The following is a 19215-nucleotide window of genomic DNA, read 5'->3' as shown; positions in this document are numbered from 1 at the left end:
TTGACAAGCGTGGTCGGCTTTCCTAGGGTTCGCCCCATTGTTTTTGCCGGGTATGACCATGACTGCTGACGACCGTATCAAACTCGAACCGAGCTGGAAGGAGGCACTGCGTGCTGAATTCGACCAGCCTTACATGGCAGAGTTGCGCAATTTTCTGCAGCAGGAGCGGGCGGCCGGCAAGGAGATCTATCCGCCGGGACCGCTGATTTTCAACGCGCTGAATTCGACGCCGCTGGATAAAGTCAAAGTGGTGATCCTCGGCCAGGACCCGTACCACGGCCCGGGCCAGGCCCATGGCTTGTGCTTCTCGGTGCAGCCGGGCGTGCCGGCGCCGCCATCGCTGGTTAACATCTACAAGGAGTTGAAGCGCGACCTGAACATCGACATCCCCAATCACGGCTACCTGCAGAGCTGGGCCGATCAGGGCGTGTTGATGCTCAACACCACCATGACCGTCGAGCGCGCCAATGCCAACGCGCACAAGGATAAGGGCTGGCAGTTCTTCACCGACCGGATCATTGAGGTAGTCAGCGAACGTCAGCCGCATCTGGTGTTCATGCTGTGGGGCGCGCATGCGCAGAGCAAGCAGAAGCTGATCGACGCGACCAAACATCTGGTGTTGACCTCGGTGCATCCGTCGCCGCTGTCGGCTTATCGTGGATTTTTGGGGTGCGGGCATTTCAGCCGGACCAACAAGTTTCTTGAGCAGAATGGTGAAGCGCCAATTGAGTGGCGGTTGCCGCCGGTTTGATCGGTTGACCGGGCTGGCCCTATCGCTGGCAAGCCAGCTCCCACAAGGTTTCAGCGGTGTACACACGATTTGTGGCACCCACAATCCTGTGGGAGCTGGCTCGCCAGCGATGAAGTCGACTCGGTATTACTCGGGATTACGATTCCAGTACTTGAACAACGGCTCCGCCAGAAACAGCACAAACAACAGCCGCATTACTTGCATCGCCGTCACCAGCGGCACCGACAGTTGCAGGGTCTCCGCCGTCAAACTCATCTCGGCAATCCCCCCGGGCATCATCCCCAACGTCAGCGAACGCAGATCCAGATGGGTCAGCGCACTCAAGCCCAGTGCCGCCAGGGTGGCGATCAACATGGTCAACGCCGTGCCGATCAACGTACGCCCCATGAATGACGGCGCGCGCCGGAAGAACTGCCGATTGAAGTGACAGCCCAGTCCGCTGCCGATCAGCCACTGGCCGATCTGGCTGCCTCCGTCCGGCAGGCCAATGTGCAAATCCCAGGCAATGCTCACCGTGGCACTGACCAGCAATGGGCCGAACAGCCACGGATTGGGTTGACGCAAACGCTGCCAGAGCCAGGCGAGCAGGGCGCCTGTGGGAAACAGAATCGCCAGCCAGCGCCAATCGACGCTGCCGGCGTGGGAAATCGGCGTGCCGTCGCCCAGCAGATACTTGAACGCCGCCGGTACACACAGCACCACCACCAGCACCCGCAGACTCTGCCCGGCCGCGACATGGCTGAGCAGCGCACCATTGCGCGCGCCGAGATTGACCATCTCTCCGGAGCCGCCGGGCATGCTCGAGAAAAACGCCGTGGCGCGATCTTCGCCGGTGCGGCGCATCAGCCACACGCCGACCACCGCCGAGAGGCTGGTGACCAGCGCACCGAAGAAAACCAGACCGAAGTGACTGAGCACCTGCTCCATCACCAGCGGGGTGAAGTGCAGGCCGATGCCGATGCCGACAATCCATTGGCCGCATTTGCGCCCGCCGGGGATTTCCTTGAGTTGCCACGGGGTCAGGCAGCGCACCAGGATGATCGCCAGCAACGAGCCGACCATCCACGGTAGCGGCCAGCCGATCTGGCTGGCGATAAAACCGCCAAGCAGACCGACCAGCGGGGTGGCCCACCAGCTTCTGAGGGACGTTCGATCAGACATCGGCGATGGCGCGTTGCGCTGCCGCACGTTTGCGCCAGATGCGGATGATCGGCATCAGCAGCATGATCCCTGTCAGTACCCAGACGCCGAGCGTGATCGGGCTCGACCAGAGGATTTCCAGCGCACCGTTGGAGATCGACAGGGCGCGACGCAGGTTCTGCTCCATCAGTTCGCCAAGAATGAAGCCCAGCAATAGCGGCGACAGCGGGAAGTCCAGCTTGCGCAGGATGTAGCCGAAGATGCCGATACCGATCATCAGGAACAGGTCGAACGTGGTGGCATGCACGGCATACACGCCAATCCCGGTGATGATGGCGATGACGGGCACCAACGCCCAATTGGGCACGGCGAGGATGCGGGTGAAGATGCGGATCATCGGGATGTTGAGGATCACCAGCATGACGTTGGCGATGAACAACGAAGCGATCAGGCCCCAGACGATGTCCGGTTGCTGTTGGAACAGCAGCGGCCCCGGAGTGATGTTGTACAGCGACAGGGCGCCGATCATCACCGCCGTGGTGCCCGAGCCGGGAACACCGAGGGTCAGCATCGGCACCAGCGCACCGCAGGCCGCACCGCCAATAGCCGTTTCCGGCGCGGCGAGGCCTCGGGCATCACCTTCACCAAACTTGCCGCTGGTGCCGGCGATGCGTTTCTCGGTCATGTAGGCCACGGCACTGGCGAGGGTCGCGCCGGCACCCGGCAACACGCCCATGATGAAACCCAGCACGCCGCAGCGGACGTTGACCACGAATACCGAAGCCGCCTCCTTGAAGTTGAACATCATCCGGCCGGTGGCTTTCACCGCTTCCTGGCCGTGGTGGGTTTTTTCCAGCAGCAGGAGAATTTCGCTGATGGAAAACAGGCCCAGCACCAGCACCACGAACTGAATGCCGTCGGTCAGGTGAATGTTGTCGCCAGTGAAACGGTACACACCGCTGTTGGCGTCGATGCCCACGGTCGACAGGAACAGGCCGATCAACGCTGCAATAAACGTCTTCAGCGGACGATCACCGGCCATGCCGCCAAGGCAGACAATCGCAAACACCATCAGCACGAAGTATTCCGCCGGGCCGAAGGCAATCGCCCATTTCGCCAGCAGCGGGGCGAACAGCACCATGCCGCAGGTGGCAATGAATGCACCGATGAATGAGCTCCAGGCCGACAGCGACAGCGCCACACCGGCCAGACCTTTACGGGCCATCGGGTAACCGTCGAGGGTGGTCATCACGGTGGAGGCTTCGCCTGGAATGTTCAGCAGGATCGAGCTGATCCGCCCGCCGTATTCACAGCCCAGATACACCGCCGCCAACAGAATCAGCGCCGACTCCGGCGGCAGGCCGAGGGCGAATGCGATCGGGATCAGCAACGCCACGCCGTTGATCGGACCCAGGCCCGGCAACAGGCCGACAACAGTGCCGATCAGTGTGCCGCACAGCGCGGTCACCAGGTTGTAGGGGCTCAGCGCAACGCCAAAACCCTGACCCAAATAGCCAAGAGTATCCATATCAGTTCTCCAGAACGCTGAGCAGGCCAAGGGGCAGCGGAACGTCCATCAAACGGTCGAACAGCAGGTAAAGACCGATGGCCATCAGGCTGATGATCGCCACGCTGGGCAACCAGCGACCGCCGTACAGGCGTGCCATCGGGATGCCGGTGATGACGCTGGCGATGATGAAACCCAGCGATTCAAATGTGCCGGCGAACACCAGCAGCAGGACGACGCAGATGCCGATCTTGATCAGGGTTTCGCGATCCAGCGGCGGTTCGTCCGCGCTGTGTTTGATGGGGGCTGGGCGGAACACCATGTACAGCAGCGCCAGGCCCATCAGGCCGAGCATCAGCAAGGGAAAGGCACGCGGGCCGACCGGTTCATAAGAAAAAGCCGCTTGATACGGCCACGCCATGAGCGCCAGGCCGACGCAGGCCAGCAACAGCACCGAGGCGAAAATGCGTTGTAAGAGCATGGGAAACTCCTGTGCCGAGGCCTCGATGCGCGAGGCCGCAGCCGCTAGACAGAGGCGATCACTGAATCAGGCCGAACTCTTTGGCCAGCACCTTGTAGTCCGCCACCTGCTTCTTCACGTAGGTGTCCAGCTCCGGGCCGGTCATGGCGAACGGGAACAGTTCACGCTGATCGCGCAGCTTGGCGAAGTCGTCCGAGGCCAGCAGTTTGTCGAAGGCGTCTTTCCACCAGGCGTAGTCTTCGTCGCTGACTTTTGGCCCGAGGTAGAAACCGCGAACCACTGGCCAGACGATGTCGTAACCCTGCTCGCGGGCGGTCGGGATGTCTTTCATTTCCGGCTCGTCGAGGCGTTTGTCGGCGAATACTGCCAACAGGCGCATGTCACCGCTCTGGATGTGCGGCATGGAGTCGGAAATGTCGGTGCTGCCGACCTGGATGTGCCCGCCAAGCAGCGCGGTGGCAATTTCGCCGCCACCTTCGAGGGCGACATAACGCAGGTCACGCGGGTTGATCCCGGCAGCCTTGGCGATCAGGGCGGTTTGCATCCAGTCCTGGCTGCCGACGGTGCCGCCGGAGCCGATGACCACCGAGCTCGGATCTTTCTTCAAGGCTTTGACTAGATCGTCGAGGGTCTTGTAGGGCGAATCGCTTTTCACCGCGATGGCGCCGTAGCTGGTGCCGACGGCCGCGAGCCAGCGCACATTGGTCTCGTCGAAACGACCGAACTTGCCTTGCGCCAGGTTCAGCAGCGAACCGCTGGACCACGCCACCAGCGTGCCCGCATCGGCCGGACGCTGAGCGACGACCGCGTTGTACGCCACCGCGCCGACACCGCCGGGCATGTAGGTCACACGCATCGGCTTGGTCAGCAGTTTTTCATTGACCAGCGCGCTCTGCGCCAGTTTGCAGGTCAGGTCGAAACCGCCGCCGGGGGAGGCCGGGGCGATGCATTCCGGGCGCTTCGGTTCGGCCATCAGTTGGCCGGCGAACAGCATGACGCCAGCGGCCAGAGCAACTTTACGCAGTGATAAGTTCATTGGTTTCTCCACGGTCTTCTTGTTGTAGGGCTTTTTGCAGGAGCTGCCGCAGGCTGCGATCTTTTGATCTTCCAACCCGCAGCATTTCAATCAATTACCAAAGGGCAACGCTATAGCTCACCAGCAGACGCACTTCATCGGCATCGCGAGCGGAGTAGTTGGAACGGTAGGTGGCATTACGCAGGCGTACGGCAACGTCCTTCAAGGCGCCGCTTTGTACTACATATTTGATCTCGGTGTTGCGCTCCCACTCTTTGCCTTCATCGCCGTTCTTGAGCTTGATGTTGTCACCGCTCAGGTAACGACTCATGAACGACAGGCCGGGGATGCCGAGGCGCGCAAAGTCGAAGTCGTAACGCGCCTGCCAGGAGCGTTCCTCGGCGCCGGCGAAGTCGTTGATCTGCACGAAGTTGACCAGGTACGGGTCGCTGCCATCGACATACGGGAAGGCGCTGTCGCCGGACATGTGCTGATAACCGGCGCTGAACTTGTGGCCGCTCAGGGCGTAGCTGACCAGACCGTTGAGCGAGCGGTTGTCGATCTCGCCACCACGGGCCGCGCCCTGATCGTCACTGACGGCAAAGCGCAGGTCGGTGGCGAAGGTGCCCGGGCCCATCGGCCGCGAGGCGACCAGACCGAAGAAGTGCTGGTTATAGACTTCGTCGAGTTGGGCGAAATGGTAGCTGCCGGTGATCTTGTCGGTGAACTTGTAGTCCACGCCGGCAAAATCGAAATGCTTGCCGGCCACGGTGCCAGCGAAACGGCTGTTCTTGTTGTTGAGGGCAATGTCCTCGAAATCGGTGCTGTCGCGATCCTTGGCTTTCTCCAGACGCCCGCCGGTGAAGGTCAGGTTCTTGATCTCTTTGGAGGTCAGCAAACCGCCCTCGAAGGTCTGCGGCAGGATGCGCCCGTCGTTCGGTTTGAGGATCGGCAATTCAGGCATCAGGCTGCCGATTTTCAGTTCGGTGGCAGAGATTTTCACTTTGCCGGTCAGGCCGACCTTGGAATATTCGTCAGCGGCGCGCCCGTCATCGTGGGTCGGCAGCAGGCCGGTGCCGGTGCGATCCGGGCTCGAATCAAGTTTGACCCCCAACATGCCCAGCGCATCGACACCGAACCCCACGGTGCCGTCTGTGTAACCCGATTGCAGGTTGAGCATGAACCCTTGGGCCCATTCATCCCGCTTGCTTTGCTGGGCACTGGTGCCGTCGCGAAAGTCGCGGTTGAAGTACATGTTGCGGGTTTCGAAGGTGGCGGAACTGTCTTTGATGAAGTCGGCGTAGCTCAGCGGTGAAAAACCGGCGAGGGCGGCGGCACTGACGAGGGCGGTGTGGCTGAAACGCGAAGGGCGAGCGGGCGTGAAAGCCCTGGTCTGCAAGGACGGCATGCGCGGTGTACTCCGTTTATTGTTCTTATTGGTCGAAAACGCTTCGTGGCGTTTTTCGTAGCGCTGTGTGGCAGCAGCGACGGCAGTCGAAACTGTCCGTGACCGGACTCTAACGGCCCAACCTTTCGCTAACCTTTCAGCTGGATTTCGCGGTTTTCGGGCTTCACAGTGGCGGTTGCGGCTGTAAACTCCGCGGCAAAGAATGGCGTCGGCCATCCCTGAATGAGGTAAAGATCCATGCGTGTTCTGCTCGTCGAAGACCATTTGCAGTTGGCCGAAAGCGTCGCCCAGGCGCTCAAGAGCACCGGTCTGACCGTGGACGTGCTGCACGATGGCGTAGCCGCCGACCTGGCGCTGGGCAGCGAGGAATACGCGATGGCGATCCTCGATGTCGGCCTGCCGCGCATGGACGGGTTCGAGGTGCTGGCGCGCCTGCGCGCACGCGGCAAGAACCTGCCGGTGTTGATGCTGACGGCGCGCAGCGATGTGAAGGACCGCGTACACGGCTTGAATCTCGGCGCTGACGATTACCTCGCCAAACCGTTCGAACTGAGCGAGCTCGAAGCGCGGGTCAAAGCCCTGCTGCGACGCAGTGTGCTCGGCGGTGAACGCCAGCAGCGTTGCGGCGTGCTGGCCTATGATCTCGACACCCGACGTTTCAGCCTTGGCGAAGAATTGCTGACCCTGACCTCTCGCGAACAGGCCGTGCTCGAAGCATTGATCGCCCGCCCGGGACGGGTGATGAGCAAGGAGCAACTCGCCGCGCAAGTGTTCGGTCTCGACGAAGAAGCCAGCCCCGACGCCATCGAAATCTACGTGCATCGCCTGCGCAAGAAACTCGACGGCCAGCCTGTGGCGATCGTGACTTTCCGTGGCCTCGGTTACCTGCTGGAAAGCCGCGATGCATAAGCCCAGCAGCCTGCGCTGGCGGTTGCTGTGGAACCTCGCGTTGCTGCTGGTGGTGTTGATGCTCGCCAGTGGTCTGAGCGCGTACTGGAATGGTCGCGAAGCCGCCGACACGGCTTACGATCGAACCCTGCTGGCCTCGGCGCGAACCATCGCCGCCGGCCTCTCGCAGCGCGACGGCACGCTCAGCGCCGACGTGCCCTACGTAGCCCTGGACACCTTCGCTTACGACAGCGCCGGGCGGATTTACTACCAAGTCAACGACATCCACCAGAAGCTGATTTCCGGCTACGAAAACCTGCCCGGGCCGCCACCCGGTACGCCAAGAACCGACGATTACCCGGCGCTCGCGCGCTTCTACAACGCGACCTATCGCGGGCAGAATGTGCGCGTGGTCAGCCTGCTCAAAGCGGTCACCGAACCGAACATGAATGGCATGGCGGAAATCCGTGTCGCCGAAACTGACGAGGCGCGAGTCAGCATGGCCCGCAGTCTGGCGGCCGATACGCTGCTGCGTCTGGGCATGCTGGCGATCGGCGCCCTGTTGCTGGTGTGGTTTGCGGTGAGTGCCGCGCTGCGCCCGCTGGAGCGTTTGCGCACGGCGGTGGAGGAGCGTCAGCCCGATGATTTGCGGCCGCTGCCGCTGGTGGAAGTGCAACATGAATTGTGGCCGCTGGTGCGCGCGCTCAATCACTTCACCGAGCGCCTGCGTGGGCAGTTCGAGCGGCAGGCGCAGTTCATCGCCGATGCCGCCCACGAACTGCGCACGCCACTGGCGGCGTTGAAGGCGCGGCTGGAGTTGGGGCTGCGTTCCAGCGAACCGGAAACCTGGCGCACAACCCTGGAGTCGTCGGCGCAAAGCACCGATCGCCTGACCCACCTGGCCAATCAACTGCTGTCGCTGGCACGGGTGGAAAACGGTGCCCGGGCGATCGCCGAGGGCGGCGCGCAATTATTGGATCTGAGTCAGTTGGCCCGCGAACTGGGCATGGCCATGGCGCCTCTGGCCCACGCGCGCGGCGTCGCACTGGCGCTGGAGGCGGATGAACCGGTGTGGCTGCGCGGCGAGCCGACGTTGCTCAATGAACTGTTGAGCAATCTGGTGGACAACGCCCTGGCGCATACGCCACCGGGCGGCAACGTGATTCTGCGGGTCGCGGCACCGGCGGTGCTTGAGGTTGAAGATGACGGGCCGGGGATTCCGCTGGAGGAGCGTGATCGGGTGTTTGAACGCTTCTACCGGCGCAATCAACAAGTGGCGGGTTCAGGGTTGGGGCTGGCGATTGTCGGAGAGATCTGCCGGGCGCATCTGGCGCAGATCACCTTGCATGATGGCGAGCAGGCCGGTTTGAAGGTTCGGGTGAGTTTTATTGCCGGGTAGCAGCCGAGAGGGCTTTTGTGGCGAGGGCGCTTGCTCCCGCTCGGCTGCGCAGCAGTCGTGATCCCTGAGTGCAAGGTTTGTCTGATGAAGGGATGCCGTCTGGTTTGGGGCCGCTACGCAACCCAGCGGGAGCAAGCTCCCTCGCCACGGGTGTCAGTAAAACATCGTCCGCGACTCTTCCAGATCTGCACACAATTGCTTGTTCTCCGGATCGATCCCAAGCTTTCTGAATGCCGGCACACTGAGCGGGTCAATCCGTGAAATCGGATGATCGCTGTCCTTGTGGCAGTACAGGCTCGCGACCTGCACCAGATCGACGTAATCGATCTGTGCTGAGTCGCGCTTGAAATCCAGGTACAGCCCGGGCAGCTCCACCAGCTGCTCGGGAAATTCCCAGACCCGCAACAGCTTGTCGCCCAGCAGCGGGTGAATGTGGTCGATCACATGATTGAGGCTGACCGGATCCGACAGCAGTTCGTAGTGATCTTCGGCGTAAGTCAGGATCGGCAGCACGCCGATTTGATGCACCAGTCCGCCCAGCGCTGCCTGATCAGGTTTGAGTTGGGTGTGGCGGCGGCACAGGGCGTAGCTGACGCCGGCGATTTCCAGGCTCTTGCGCCAGACTTCGCGCATCTTCTGTTCGACCACGTCGGAGCGGGCGTGGAAGATCTGTTCCATCACCAGCCCGATCGCCAGGTTGCTGCTGTAGTTCACCCCCAGCCGGGTGATGGCGGTGTGCAGGTCGGTGACTTCCTGGGTTGCACGCAGCAACGGGCTGTTGACTACTTTGATCAGGCGCGCCGACAGCGCCGTGTCGCGGCCAATGACTTTGCTCAGATCGCTGACGCTGATCTCCGGGTCTTCGGCGGCCTTGCGAATTTGCAGGGCCACTTCCGGTAACGTTGGCAGAACCAGGTCATCGTTATCGATGGCCTCAACCAAATCCTGTTGGACCTTATCCGCCAGCTCGCTCATGTAGATTCTCTAGGGTGTTGCAACAAAAGCTGCGATCAGCGCTGGATTTCGCGGTCGCGATCCAGTTCGTAGGGCAGGTCGAGCAAATGCAGGGCTGGCCCTTCGAGGGCGCCGAGGTGCAGATCACCCGCTTCGGCAGCTTCGGCCTGCAACACCGCCAGCAGTTCAATCTTTTCTGCGGCGCGGGCGGCAATCACCACTTCGCCGATGGCGCTGCTGTGGCTTGGGGCGAACAGCGGGGTACCCGGCTCCGGCAGTTCGCTCGCGTCCAGTTGCACGCGATAGAGGCGACGCTTGAGCTTGCCCAGGTACTGCATGCGCGCGACGATTTCCTGTCCGGTGTAGCAACCTTTCTTGAAACTCACGCCGCCGACGGCCTGCAGGTTGAGCATCTGCGGGATGAACAGCTCGCGGGTGGTCGGCATGACCTGACCGATACCGGCGCGAATCTGCCCCAGCAGCCATTGGTTCAGCTCGCCTTCCGGCAGGGCGGCGGTCAGTTTGGCCTTGATGGCATTGGCTTGATCGGCCGGTGTCCAGAGCTCGGCGCGATCCGCCGAGACGCGAATCGCGATCAGGCCTGCGTTGCGCACCACGCTGTCGGTTTCGTGCGGCAGGTCCAGACCCAGGCTGGCCAATGCGGCGTCGCCGTGCTCCAGGCCAAAACGCACCCAGGCGGCGCTTTCGTCGGTCAACTTGGATTTGGAGAATACGGCGTACTTTTTCAGATCTGCCAGTTGCGGCTCCAGCAGTTCGCTGGCCATCGCCAGTAGCACGCCATCACCTTCGAGCAGAATGCGGAAGCTTGACTGCATCCGGCCTTTTTGCGTGCAGCGTGCGCCAAGGCTGGCCTGGCTGTCGCTGAGGTAATTGATGTTGCAGGTCAATTGGCCTTGCAGGAATTTGCCGGCATCCGCGCCGCGAACCGCGAGTACGCCTTCATGAGACAGGGTGCAGAAAAAAGCAGAATCGGCCATGGTTCATCGCAGGGTAAAAAGTCTGGGGCACATCATAAGGGCGCGTTGTTGAAATGGGTAGTTGATAAAGGATCGGTGGTGCCCGACCAAAGCCGACTGTGCGACCCGCGCCGGGGCTGTATACTGCGCGCCTATTTGAGGAGGGCTCCATGGTCGAACAAGTTGAACTCAATCGCCTCTTCTGGCACAGCCGCCGCGGCATGCTGGAACTTGACGTACTGCTGGTGCCGTTCGTGCAGGAGGTCTATCCGCACCTCAACCAGGTCGATCGCGACTTGTATGTCCGACTGCTGACCTGTGAAGACCAGGACATGTTCGGCTGGTTCATGGAGCGCAGTGAATCCGAAGACCCGGAACTGCAGCGCATGGTCCGGATGATCCTGGACCGTGTTCAGCCCAAGTAACACCTTCGAATGCCGCTGGCATGCCTCACGGCAGTTGCTGGCGGCGTATCTGTTGGCCCAGGCGTTCGCACTGGGCGTGTTGTTTCTCCTGTCGATTCCACTCTGGGCCAGTCTGCTCGGAGCTTTCGCCTGTCTGCTGCACGCCGCGTGGGTGCTGCCACGGCAGATTCTGCTGAAGCATCCGCAGGCCTTTTGCCGATTACGCCGCGACGCCGATGGCTGGCAGTTGTGGAATCAGGCGGGCGGCTGGCAAGCGGCGCAGCTGCGGCCCGATAGCCTGGCGTTGCCGTTGATCGTGGTGTTGCGCTTTCGTCTGCGTGGGGAACGGCGAGTGCGTTCGATCTGCGTACCGCGAGACTCGCAGGCGGCGGATGTGCACCGACGCCTGCGAGTGCGGCTTAAATTCAGCCGGCGTAGGTGGGCGGCACCAGAATAGTGTCGAGCGCTTCGGGCAGCAGGTTCGGATAGTCGAGGGTGTAATGCAGGCCGCGACTTTCCTTGCGCTCCATGGCTGAGCAGATCATCAGCTCGGCGACTTGCGCCAGATTACGCAACTCGATCAGGTCGCGGCTGACTTTATAGTTGCTGTAGAACTCGTCAATCTCGTCCAGCAACAGACGCACGCGGTGCTGCGCCCGTTGCAGGCGCTTGTTGGTGCGCACGATCCCCACGTAGTCCCACATGAAGCGGCGCAGCTCATCCCAGTTGTGGGCGATGATCACGTCTTCGTCGGAATCGGTTACCTGGCTGGCGTCCCACTCGGGCAGGGCGTTTGGCGCGGTGACGGCATCCAGTTGCGCAAGAATGTCCGCCGCCGCCGAGCGGGCATACACGAAGCATTCGAGCAGCGAGTTGCTGGCCATGCGGTTGGCCCCGTGCAAACCCGTGAAGCTGGTTTCGCCGATGGCGTACAGCCCCGGCACGTCGGTGCGACCGTGTTGATCGACCATCACGCCACCACAGGTGTAGTGCGCCGCGGGTACGACCGGGATCGGTTGCCTGGTGATGTCGATGCCGAAACCCAGGCAGCGCTCATAAACTGTCGGGAAGTGGCTTTTGATGAAGGCTTCAGGCTTGTGGCTGATATCGAGATAGACGCAGTCGACACCCAGGCGCTTCATTTCATGGTCGATGGCACGGGCGACGATGTCGCGTGGTGCCAGTTCGGCACGTTTGTCGAAACGCGGCATGAACCGTTCGCCATTGGGCAGCTTCAGGTGCGCGCCTTCGCCACGCAAGGCTTCAGTGATCAGGAAGCTCTTGGCTTGTGGGTGATACAGGCAAGTGGGGTGGAACTGGTTGAATTCCAGGTTTGCCACCCGGCAGCCCGAGCGCCAGGCCATGGCAATGCCATCACCGCAGGCGCCATCGGGGTTGCTGGTATAGAGGTATACCTTGGCGGCGCCGCCGGACGCGAGGATCACGAAACGCGCGCCGTAGGTATCGACTTCGCCGGTCGCGCGATTCAGCACGTAGGCACCGAGGCAACGCTCGCCGTCCAGGCCCAGACGACGCTCGGTGATCAGATCAACGGCAACCCGTTGTTCCAGCAGCTCTATGTTGCTGCGCTCTCTGGCTTGGGCGAGCAGGGTGGTGAAAATCGCTGCGCCGGTTGCGTCGGCGGCATGGATGATGCGCCGATGGCTGTGGCCGCCCTCGCGGGTCAGGTGGAATTCGAAGCCGCCGTCTTCGGTGCCGGACTGTTCGTCGCGGGTGAACGGCACGCCCTGGTCGATCAACCACTGGATGGCTTCCCGACTGTGCTCGACAGTGAAACGCACCGCGTCTTCATGGCATAGACCGCCGCCGGCGTTCAGGGTGTCATCGACGTGGGATTCGACAGTGTCGGTATCGTCCAGCACGGCAGCGACGCCGCCCTGGGCCCAATAGGTCGAACCGTTGGCCAGATCACCCTTGCTCAATACGGCAATGCGCAAATGACCCGGCAGGGTCAGCGCGAGACTCAAACCGGCAGCGCCGCTGCCAATCACCAGAACATCGTGTTGAAACTGTTGGCTCATTTCAGGATTCCGCTCAAAGCGACCCGGATCGGGGTTGGCGCAAGACAGCTGGATCGGCGAGTCAAGACAGCCACACAGCCCACTAGTATATAGAGGGGTGGAGCGGCACAATAGCCGGGCTTGTATGGCATTGTGAAACTACTGTGACGACAAAAGCCTGACGTTTCGTCGGACGTTTTTTTCGGTCGTTTTGGGAAAAGGCGACTGTATCGAGGATGAAACAGGCTTTTTCAGCGCACGGTCGTTCAATGTCGCGCCAGCATGGCTATAAATAATTGGAACTTTTGCCAGAGGCCCAAGATCAATAGACAGTTGCCAGAAACACGGGACAGTGTCGGCTTCAATGCAGAACCTGCGATTGGGTTTTTGCCGGCGAACCGATGACAAGATTATTCGCGCAGCCGGTTTATCCCGCGCTGCGTTTTTCGTGCGTGCCAAATCAGAGCCCGCAGGAAACTTGCCTGGAGGGGGAGAACTTTTGCGAAAAGCCCGAGTCTATGTTTGCAAGTCTGGTCGTTTAGTTATGCAAGCCTCCTCCATGCTTATCGAGGAGTGTTCATGCTAACCCAGGAAGAGGATCAGCAGCTGGTCGAGCGCGTTCAGCGTGGCGACAAGCGAGCTTTCGATCTGCTGGTGCTGAAATATCAGCACAAAATTCTCGGGTTGATCGTGCGTTTCGTGCACGACACCCATGAAGCCCAGGATGTGGCTCAGGAAGCCTTTATCAAGGCGTACCGAGCATTAGGAAACTTTCGCGGAGACAGCGCGTTCTATACGTGGCTTTACCGTATTGCCATCAACACGGCAAAAAACTATCTGGTTTCACGCGGCCGCCGGCCGCCGGATAGCGATGTAAGTTCTGAAGACGCAGAGTTCTACGACGGCGATCATGGCCTCAAGGATCTCGAATCACCGGAACGCGCGTTGCTGCGGGATGAGATCGAAGGCACCGTCCATCGAACCATTCAGCAACTGCCAGAGGATTTGCGTACGGCGTTAACTTTACGTGAATTCGATGGTCTGAGTTACGAGGACATTGCGAGCGTCATGCAGTGTCCGGTGGGTACCGTGCGCTCCCGGATTTTCCGCGCTCGGGAGGCCATCGATAAAGCCCTGCAGCCGTTGTTGCAGGAAAACTGAGACAGCGGCGACAGCCAAGAGAGGAACGCCATGAGTCGTGAAGCCCTGCAGGAATCGCTGTCCGCAGTGATGGATAACGAAGCGGACGAATTGGAATTGCGTCGAGTGATCAATGCACTGGACGATGTTGAAACCCGTGAGACCTGGGCTCGTTACCAGATCGCCCGGGCAGCCATGCACAAGGACCTGCTGCTTCCGCGTCTGGACATCGCTGCGGCAGTCTCTGCTGCGCTGGAAGACGAAACGGCTCCAGCCAAAGTATCCCGTGGTCCGTGGCGTAACCTCGGTCGTCTGGCCGTTGCCGCTTCGGTGACCGTTGCCGTACTGGCCGGTGTTCGTCTGTACAACCAGGACGAAATCGCGGGTGTCGAGTTGGCTCAGCAGTCCAATCAGCCTTCGCTGGTAGCGCCACAAGCCAAAGGCCCGGCAGTGCTGGCAGGCTATAAGGAAAGCTCGGAAACCACCGGTCCGATGGCCAATGGCGTTCTGCAAGGTCAGCCAGGCTGGCATGATCAGCGTCTGCCAGGTTATCTGCGCCAGCATGCCCAGCAGGCTGCGCTGAAAGGTACTGAAAGCGCCTTGCCTTATGCGCGTGCAGCAAGCATGGAAAACCGTTAAGGAGGATCATGCGCGCCATACCTTTACTTTCGCTTCTGCTCAGTGGCTGGTTCGTTGTTCCAGCCCACGCTGATGAGGCCCAGGACTGGTTGAACCGTCTGGGCCAGGCCGAACAGCAGCAAAGCTTTCAAGGCACCTTCGTTTACGAGCGTAACGGTAGTTTTTCTACCCATAACATCTGGCATCGTGTCCAGAACGGTCAGGTTCGCGAGCGTCTTGTTCAACTGGACGGCTCGGCGCAGGAAGTGGTGCGCATTGATGGGCATACTCAATGTGTCAGTGGCACTCTGATTGCGGGGTTGGGAGACTCTTCCAACTCGACCGCTCGTGCGTTTGATCCCCAAAAGCTGAAAAATTGGTATGAGCTTGCCGTCATCGGCAAGTCGCGCGTGGCCGGGCGTGATGCGGTCATCGTATCGCTGACGCCGCGAGACCAGCATCGCTATGGTTTCGAGCTTCATCTGGACAAGCAGACCGCCCTGCCGCTTAAGTCATTGCTGCTCAATGACAAGGGGCAGTTGCTCGAGCGTTTCCAGTTCACCAGCCTCGATACCGCTGATGTTCCGTCGGATAAAGATCTGCAAGCTGGCACTGAGTGCAAGGCCGTTACTATTGATAGTGACAAGGCCTCTGCCGTGAAGACGGCTCAGGTCTGGCATTCCGACTGGCTCCCTCCGGGTTTCGTGCTAACCAGCAGCACCTCGCACAAAGATCCGGAAACCAAGACTCAAGTCAGCAGCCTGATGTATGACGACGGTCTGGCGCGTTTTTCGGTATTTCTTGAGCCGTTGAACGGTGCAACAGTGACCGATACCCGCACGCAGTTGGGGCCGACTGTTGCCGTTTCTCGCCGCCTCACCACGCCCGAGGGTGAGATGATGGTCACGGTGGTCGGAGAAATTCCAATCGGCACAGCTGAACGCATTGCTTTGTCGATGCGCAACGATGGCACTGCAACCAGCAAGCAGTGAGCTGATTTCAGTCATTTCCACCTCTTCGTCGAGACGTAGATGAAATGTTTGCTCAGCATTTTCATTTGCAAATCACCCGAAAGTTTTTTATAGGTCAGAGCCTCACGGCTCTGGCCTTGTCTGTTGTTCCCGGAACAAAAATACCGGCCCGCGGTTTCCGGTGTTCCTTGCTCCATATCGCTTAACCCTGCTCGTCGTAACGGGAGCTGTATGTCGATACTTAGCTTGAAGTCTTATCTCTCCATTTTCGCCACCGTGCTGGTGCTGGGTCAGGCTGTCCCCGCTGTCCAGGCGGCCGACCTGCCGGATTTCACCCAACTGGTTGAACAGGCCTCGCCTGCAGTGGTGAACATCAGTACCACGCAGAAACTGCCGGACCGCAAGGTGAACCAGCAGATGCCTGACCTGGAAGGCTTGCCGCCGATGTTGCGCGAGTTCTTCGAGCGCGGCATGCCGCCTCAGCAGCGTTCGCCGCGCGGCGACCGTCAGCGTGAAGCACAATCGCTGGGTTCGGGCTTCATCATTTCTTCGGATGGCTACATCCTGACCAACAACCATGTGATTGCCGATGCCGACGAAATCCTCGTGCGTCTTGCAGATCGCAGTGAAATGAAAGCCAAGCTGATCGGCACCGACCCGCGCTCCGACGTGGCCCTGCTGAAAATCGACGGCAAGGATCTGCCGGTGCTCAAACTCGGCAAGTCCCAGGACCTGAAAGCCGGTCAGTGGGTGGTGGCGATCGGGTCGCCGTTCGGCTTTGACCACACCGTGACCCAAGGCATTGTCAGTGCCGTCGGCCGTAGCCTGCCGAACGAAAACTACGTGCCGTTCATCCAGACCGACGTACCCATCAACCCGGGTAACTCCGGTGGCCCGCTGTTCAACCTGAACGGTGAAGTGGTCGGGATCAACTCGCAGATCTACACCCGTTCCGGTGGCTTCATGGGTGTGTCGTTCGCCATTCCGATCGACGTGGCGATGGACGTTTCCAATCAGTTGAAAAGCGGTGGCAAGGTCAGTCGCGGCTGGCTGGGTGTGGTCATCCAGGAAGTGAACAAGGATCTGGCCGAGTCGTTCGGTCTTGATAAGCCGGCCGGTGCGCTGGTTGCGCAGATTCAGGATGACGGTCCGGCAGCCAAGGGTGGCCTGCAAGTGGGTGACGTGATCCTGAGCATGAACGGTCAGCCGATCGTCATGTCCGCCGACCTGCCACATCTGGTCGGTGCGCTGAAAGCGGGCGCCAAAGCCAACCTTGAAGTGATTCGTGACGGCAAGCGCAAGAATGTCGAGCTGACTGTCGGCGCGATTCCGGACGAGGACAAAGAGCTGGCAGCGCTGCCGAAATCCGGCGCGGAAAGCAGCAGCAATCGCCTCGGTGTTTCGGTGGTCGAGTTGACCGCCGAGCAGAAGAAAACCTACGACCTCAAGGGCGGAGTGGTGATCAAGGAAGTTCAGGACGGTCCTGCGGCCCTGATCGGTCTGCAGCCGGGTGACGTGATCACTCACCTGAACAACCAGGCCATCGGCTCCACCAAGGAGTTCACCGAGATCGCCAAGGCACTGCCGAAGAATCGTTCGGTGTCGATGCGCGTACTGCGTCAAGGTCGCGCGAGCTTCATCACCTTCAAACTGGCTGAATAACCCGGTTGCGGTGAAATAAAAAACCGCCTCGAAAGAGGCGGTTTTTTTATGCCTGAAATTTTTATGTCGCTGATGAGAACTCAGCCCATCATGTCCTTGATCATGCGTTCCTGCTCCATCAGCTCGCGCTGGCGCGCATCGATCCGCGAGGACAGCGGGAAGTTGCTGCCCGCCTTGCGTTTGGCAAAATCGAGCTGCTGGATCGCCTGACGATAGTCCCCTACCAGCGCAAAGTATTCGGCGCGAGCCTGATGCAGACCGATGATATTGCCGGACAGGCCACGAGTTTCAGCGACCTGATACCACACGTCCGGATCGTTCGGACGAGATTTGAGCAAGCTGTCGAGGGCTTTTTCCGCGTCAGCGGTGCGATTCTGTTTCAGCAACAGATCGACGCGAACCTGATTCAGCGGGTAGTTGCCCGGATATTGCGTGAGCATCCGGTCCACCCGCGTTTGCGCATCCGGCAGGCGGTTGTTGGTGATGTCCAGGTCGATCTGCGCGAGGTTGTAGATGATCTCGTTGGGCGACTTGGCCAGTAACTGTTTGAGGTTCTCCCTGGCCTCATTGAGCTGACCACCCTTGATCTGCGCGATTGCCAGGCCATAGCGCGCCACGTCATTCTTCGGGTTCTCATCCAGTTGTGCGCGGAAGCGCTTGGCGCCCAGCCCCGGGGTTTCTTCGTAGATCAGCTGTACGCGGGCGCGGATCAGCTGATAGCGCATGCTGTCTTCGATGCCGCCCGCTGGCGCCTGTTCTGCGCGGTTACGGGTGTCGGCGATACGCGATTCGGTCACCGGGTGAGTCAGCAGAAATTCTGGCGGCTTGGCGTCGAAGCGGTATTGGCGCATCAGACGTTCGAACATGGTCGGCATTGAGCGCGGGTCGTATCCGGCCTTTTCCAGGTTGAGGATGCCAATACGGTCGGCTTCCTGTTCGTTCTGGCGCGAGAAGGTACGTTGCGATTGAATGGCTGCTGCTTGACTGCCGGCAATGGTCGCGATCCCGGCATCACCACCACCGGCAGCGGCAATCACGATGCCAGCCAGCAGCGCCGCCATCATCGGTACCTGCATCCGTTGCGAAGCTTCGACGCCACGAGCAAAGTGACGTTGCGACAAGTGAGCCAGTTCGTGAGCCAGTACCGAGGCATATTCGCCTTCGGTCTGCGCATTGAGGAACAGCCCGCCGTTGACCCCGACCACGCCACCTGGCGCCGCGAAGGCGTTGAGCTGCGGGCTGTTGATCAGGATAAATTCGAGGCGGCGGTCAGTTACCTGGCTGGTTTCCACCAGCTTGTAGACGCTGGACTCGACGTAGTCCTTGAGTTGCGGATCGTTGAGTTGTGCAACCTGACTGCGCAACATCGCCAGCCAGGCGCGGCCCAGCTGATATTCCTGTTGCGGTGAGACAATGGCAGAACTGGCGTCGCCAAGTGACGGCAGATCGTCGGCGAAGCCCGGTGAGGCGAGCAGGCAAGCGAGCGTCAACAGGGTAGGGCGCAGAAATGTCATGCACAAAGCCTTAGAAGACAAAGACCTTACTGTAGCCGGACACCGGGCCCGCGACCAGATATTCTAGGCCGCTCGACCATCTGAACCGGAGTGACGCAATGACTGACGCTGTAGCCCATGATTGTGAACTGGACGCCAGTGGCTTGAATTGCCCGTTGCCGTTGCTCAAGGCCAAAATGGAACTCAACAAGCTGCCCAGCGGCGCCGTACTCAAGGTGATCGCCACGGACGCGGGCTCGCAGCGCGACTTCCGCACCTTTGCGCGTTTGGCCGGTCATACGCTGCTGCGCGAAGAAGACGAAGCGGGCGTTTACCGTTACTGGTTGAAAAAAGCCTGAAATCCACCGCGTAAAAGACCTAGGGAT

The 19215-nt window shown here is 60.4% G+C and carries 19 protein-coding genes; 10 read left to right on the top strand and 9 right to left on the bottom strand.

Annotation, left to right across the window (positions count from 1 at the left end; genetic code table 11):
- Nucleotides 1–58 precede the first annotated feature (58 nt).
- Nucleotides 59–751, top strand: a complete 693-nt coding sequence (gene ung / locus AB1J88_RS13925; RefSeq protein WP_086792240.1) for a uracil-DNA glycosylase — start codon at nt 59–61, stop codon at nt 749–751.
- A 126-nt stretch (nt 752–877) separates the two neighbouring features.
- Here ung and AB1J88_RS13920 read toward each other — a convergent pair whose 3' ends face one another.
- The 5 genes from AB1J88_RS13920 to AB1J88_RS13900 all read right to left on the bottom strand — a co-directional run bounded on the left by AB1J88_RS13920 (nt 878) and on the right by AB1J88_RS13900 (nt 6302).
- A complete protein-coding gene (locus AB1J88_RS13920; protein ID WP_430291279.1) occupies nt 878–1912 on the bottom strand; it encodes an AbrB family transcriptional regulator in 1035 nt (344 codons plus the stop codon).
- On the bottom strand, nt 1905–3419 hold the full coding sequence (locus AB1J88_RS13915; protein WP_041070400.1) for a tripartite tricarboxylate transporter permease: 1515 nt from the start codon (nt 3417–3419) through the stop codon (nt 1905–1907). Before AB1J88_RS13915 ends, AB1J88_RS13920 begins: the two co-directional genes overlap by 8 nt.
- A gap of 1 nt (nt 3420) precedes the next feature.
- A complete protein-coding gene (locus tag AB1J88_RS13910; RefSeq protein WP_041070398.1) occupies nt 3421–3879 on the bottom strand; it encodes a tripartite tricarboxylate transporter TctB family protein in 459 nt (152 codons plus the stop codon).
- A 58-nt stretch (nt 3880–3937) separates the two neighbouring features.
- The gene (locus tag AB1J88_RS13905) at nt 3938–4915 is read right to left on the bottom strand and encodes a Bug family tripartite tricarboxylate transporter substrate binding protein (RefSeq protein WP_041070529.1); all 978 of its coding nucleotides are present in this window, start codon (nt 4913–4915) and stop codon (nt 3938–3940) included.
- A 94-nt stretch (nt 4916–5009) separates the two neighbouring features.
- Nucleotides 5010–6302, bottom strand: a complete 1293-nt coding sequence (locus AB1J88_RS13900; protein ID WP_222016041.1) for an OprD family porin — start codon at nt 6300–6302, stop codon at nt 5010–5012.
- A 237-nt stretch (nt 6303–6539) separates the two neighbouring features.
- On the opposite strand from AB1J88_RS13900, the gene AB1J88_RS13895 reads away from it, so the two are divergent.
- Entirely contained in the window at nt 6540–7211 is a 672-nt protein-coding gene (locus tag AB1J88_RS13895; protein ID WP_041070394.1) for a response regulator, read from the top strand.
- Nucleotides 7204–8589: a sensor histidine kinase gene (locus AB1J88_RS13890; RefSeq protein WP_222016039.1), complete on the top strand. Its 1386-nt coding sequence runs from the start codon at nt 7204–7206 to the stop codon at nt 8587–8589. The genes AB1J88_RS13895 and AB1J88_RS13890 overlap by 8 nt, the downstream gene beginning before the upstream one ends.
- A 153-nt stretch (nt 8590–8742) precedes the next feature.
- On the opposite strand, the gene AB1J88_RS13885 is transcribed toward AB1J88_RS13890, so the two are convergent.
- Nucleotides 8743–9564: an HDOD domain-containing protein gene (locus AB1J88_RS13885; protein WP_086792023.1), complete on the bottom strand. Its 822-nt coding sequence runs from the start codon at nt 9562–9564 to the stop codon at nt 8743–8745.
- Between the two features lie 35 nt (nt 9565–9599).
- A complete protein-coding gene (locus AB1J88_RS13880; protein WP_430291278.1) occupies nt 9600–10541 on the bottom strand; it encodes a YgfZ/GcvT domain-containing protein in 942 nt (313 codons plus the stop codon).
- 149 nt (nt 10542–10690) lie between these two features.
- Between AB1J88_RS13880 and AB1J88_RS13875 the strand changes: the two genes are divergently transcribed.
- Together AB1J88_RS13875 and AB1J88_RS13870 are read left to right on the top strand one after the other, a co-directional pair.
- The gene (locus AB1J88_RS13875) at nt 10691–10945 is read left to right on the top strand and encodes a succinate dehydrogenase assembly factor 2 (RefSeq protein WP_007963266.1); all 255 of its coding nucleotides are present in this window, start codon (nt 10691–10693) and stop codon (nt 10943–10945) included.
- Nucleotides 10929–11381 carry a protein YgfX gene (locus AB1J88_RS13870; protein WP_430291277.1) on the top strand — a complete coding sequence of 151 codons (453 nt, stop codon included), beginning with the start codon at nt 10929–10931 and terminating at the stop codon, nt 11379–11381. Before AB1J88_RS13875 ends, AB1J88_RS13870 begins: the two co-directional genes overlap by 17 nt.
- On the opposite strand, the gene nadB is transcribed toward AB1J88_RS13870, so the two are convergent.
- Nucleotides 11350–12966, bottom strand: coding sequence for an L-aspartate oxidase (nadB, locus tag AB1J88_RS13865; RefSeq protein ID WP_086792017.1), 1617 nt, complete (start codon nt 12964–12966; stop codon nt 11350–11352). The two genes, AB1J88_RS13870 and nadB, sit on opposite strands and share 32 nt — an antisense overlap.
- Nucleotides 12967–13524: 558 nt before the next feature.
- Between nadB and rpoE the strand changes: the two genes are divergently transcribed.
- The 4 genes from rpoE to AB1J88_RS13845 all read left to right on the top strand — a co-directional run bounded on the left by rpoE (nt 13525) and on the right by AB1J88_RS13845 (nt 17336).
- Nucleotides 13525–14106 (top strand): RNA polymerase sigma factor RpoE, encoded by a 582-nt coding sequence (rpoE, locus tag AB1J88_RS13860; protein ID WP_003172477.1) that lies wholly within the window; start codon nt 13525–13527, stop codon nt 14104–14106.
- A gap of 30 nt (nt 14107–14136) precedes the next feature.
- Nucleotides 14137–14724: a sigma-E factor negative regulatory protein gene (locus AB1J88_RS13855; protein ID WP_041070379.1), complete on the top strand. Its 588-nt coding sequence runs from the start codon at nt 14137–14139 to the stop codon at nt 14722–14724.
- An 8-nt stretch (nt 14725–14732) separates the two neighbouring features.
- On the top strand, nt 14733–15695 hold the full coding sequence (locus AB1J88_RS13850; RefSeq protein WP_222016034.1) for a MucB/RseB C-terminal domain-containing protein: 963 nt from the start codon (nt 14733–14735) through the stop codon (nt 15693–15695).
- A gap of 210 nt (nt 15696–15905) precedes the next feature.
- Nucleotides 15906–17336, top strand: coding sequence for a DegQ family serine endoprotease (locus AB1J88_RS13845; protein WP_047598084.1), 1431 nt, complete (start codon nt 15906–15908; stop codon nt 17334–17336).
- A gap of 80 nt (nt 17337–17416) precedes the next feature.
- Here the strand turns inward: AB1J88_RS13845 and AB1J88_RS13840 are convergent, their stop codons facing one another.
- Complete coding sequence (locus tag AB1J88_RS13840; RefSeq protein WP_041070373.1) at nt 17417–18850, bottom strand: M48 family metalloprotease; 1434 nt, start codon at nt 18848–18850, stop codon at nt 17417–17419.
- Between the two features lie 98 nt (nt 18851–18948).
- On the opposite strand from AB1J88_RS13840, the gene AB1J88_RS13835 reads away from it, so the two are divergent.
- Nucleotides 18949–19188 carry a sulfurtransferase TusA family protein gene (locus AB1J88_RS13835; protein WP_007963279.1) on the top strand — a complete coding sequence of 80 codons (240 nt, stop codon included), beginning with the start codon at nt 18949–18951 and terminating at the stop codon, nt 19186–19188.
- The last annotated feature ends 27 nt before the right edge of the window (nt 19189–19215 follow it).

The sequence above is a fragment of the Pseudomonas sp. S8 genome (assembly GCF_050473925.1).
Lineage (GTDB): Bacteria > Pseudomonadota > Gammaproteobacteria > Pseudomonadales > Pseudomonadaceae > Aquipseudomonas > Aquipseudomonas parakoreensis.
This window is presented reverse-complemented; position numbering and strand designations above follow the sequence as displayed.

What these genes read in the sequence shown, in the direction of transcription:
- ung (WP_086792240.1), top strand. Translation starts at nt 59, where the DNA reads ATGACTGCTGACGACCGTATCAAACTCGAACCGAGCTGGAAGGAGGCA.
- AB1J88_RS13920 (WP_430291279.1), bottom strand. Translation starts at nt 1,912, where the DNA reads ATGTCTGATCGAACGTCCCTCAGAAGCTGGTGGGCCACCCCGCTGGTC.
- AB1J88_RS13915 (WP_041070400.1), bottom strand. Translation starts at nt 3,419, where the DNA reads ATGGATACTCTTGGCTATTTGGGTCAGGGTTTTGGCGTTGCGCTGAGC.
- AB1J88_RS13910 (WP_041070398.1), bottom strand. Translation starts at nt 3,879, where the DNA reads ATGCTCTTACAACGCATTTTCGCCTCGGTGCTGTTGCTGGCCTGCGTC.
- AB1J88_RS13905 (WP_041070529.1), bottom strand. Translation starts at nt 4,915, where the DNA reads ATGAACTTATCACTGCGTAAAGTTGCTCTGGCCGCTGGCGTCATGCTG.
- AB1J88_RS13900 (WP_222016041.1), bottom strand. Translation starts at nt 6,302, where the DNA reads ATGCCGTCCTTGCAGACCAGGGCTTTCACGCCCGCTCGCCCTTCGCGT.
- AB1J88_RS13895 (WP_041070394.1), top strand. Translation starts at nt 6,540, where the DNA reads ATGCGTGTTCTGCTCGTCGAAGACCATTTGCAGTTGGCCGAAAGCGTC.
- AB1J88_RS13890 (WP_222016039.1), top strand. Translation starts at nt 7,204, where the DNA reads ATGCATAAGCCCAGCAGCCTGCGCTGGCGGTTGCTGTGGAACCTCGCG.
- AB1J88_RS13885 (WP_086792023.1), bottom strand. Translation starts at nt 9,564, where the DNA reads ATGAGCGAGCTGGCGGATAAGGTCCAACAGGATTTGGTTGAGGCCATC.
- AB1J88_RS13880 (WP_430291278.1), bottom strand. Translation starts at nt 10,541, where the DNA reads ATGGCCGATTCTGCTTTTTTCTGCACCCTGTCTCATGAAGGCGTACTC.
- AB1J88_RS13875 (WP_007963266.1), top strand. Translation starts at nt 10,691, where the DNA reads ATGGTCGAACAAGTTGAACTCAATCGCCTCTTCTGGCACAGCCGCCGC.
- nadB (WP_086792017.1), bottom strand. Translation starts at nt 12,966, where the DNA reads ATGAGCCAACAGTTTCAACACGATGTTCTGGTGATTGGCAGCGGCGCT.
- rpoE (WP_003172477.1), top strand. Translation starts at nt 13,525, where the DNA reads ATGCTAACCCAGGAAGAGGATCAGCAGCTGGTCGAGCGCGTTCAGCGT.
- AB1J88_RS13855 (WP_041070379.1), top strand. Translation starts at nt 14,137, where the DNA reads ATGAGTCGTGAAGCCCTGCAGGAATCGCTGTCCGCAGTGATGGATAAC.
- AB1J88_RS13850 (WP_222016034.1), top strand. Translation starts at nt 14,733, where the DNA reads ATGCGCGCCATACCTTTACTTTCGCTTCTGCTCAGTGGCTGGTTCGTT.
- AB1J88_RS13845 (WP_047598084.1), top strand. Translation starts at nt 15,906, where the DNA reads ATGTCGATACTTAGCTTGAAGTCTTATCTCTCCATTTTCGCCACCGTG.
- AB1J88_RS13840 (WP_041070373.1), bottom strand. Translation starts at nt 18,850, where the DNA reads ATGACATTTCTGCGCCCTACCCTGTTGACGCTCGCTTGCCTGCTCGCC.
- AB1J88_RS13835 (WP_007963279.1), top strand. Translation starts at nt 18,949, where the DNA reads ATGACTGACGCTGTAGCCCATGATTGTGAACTGGACGCCAGTGGCTTG.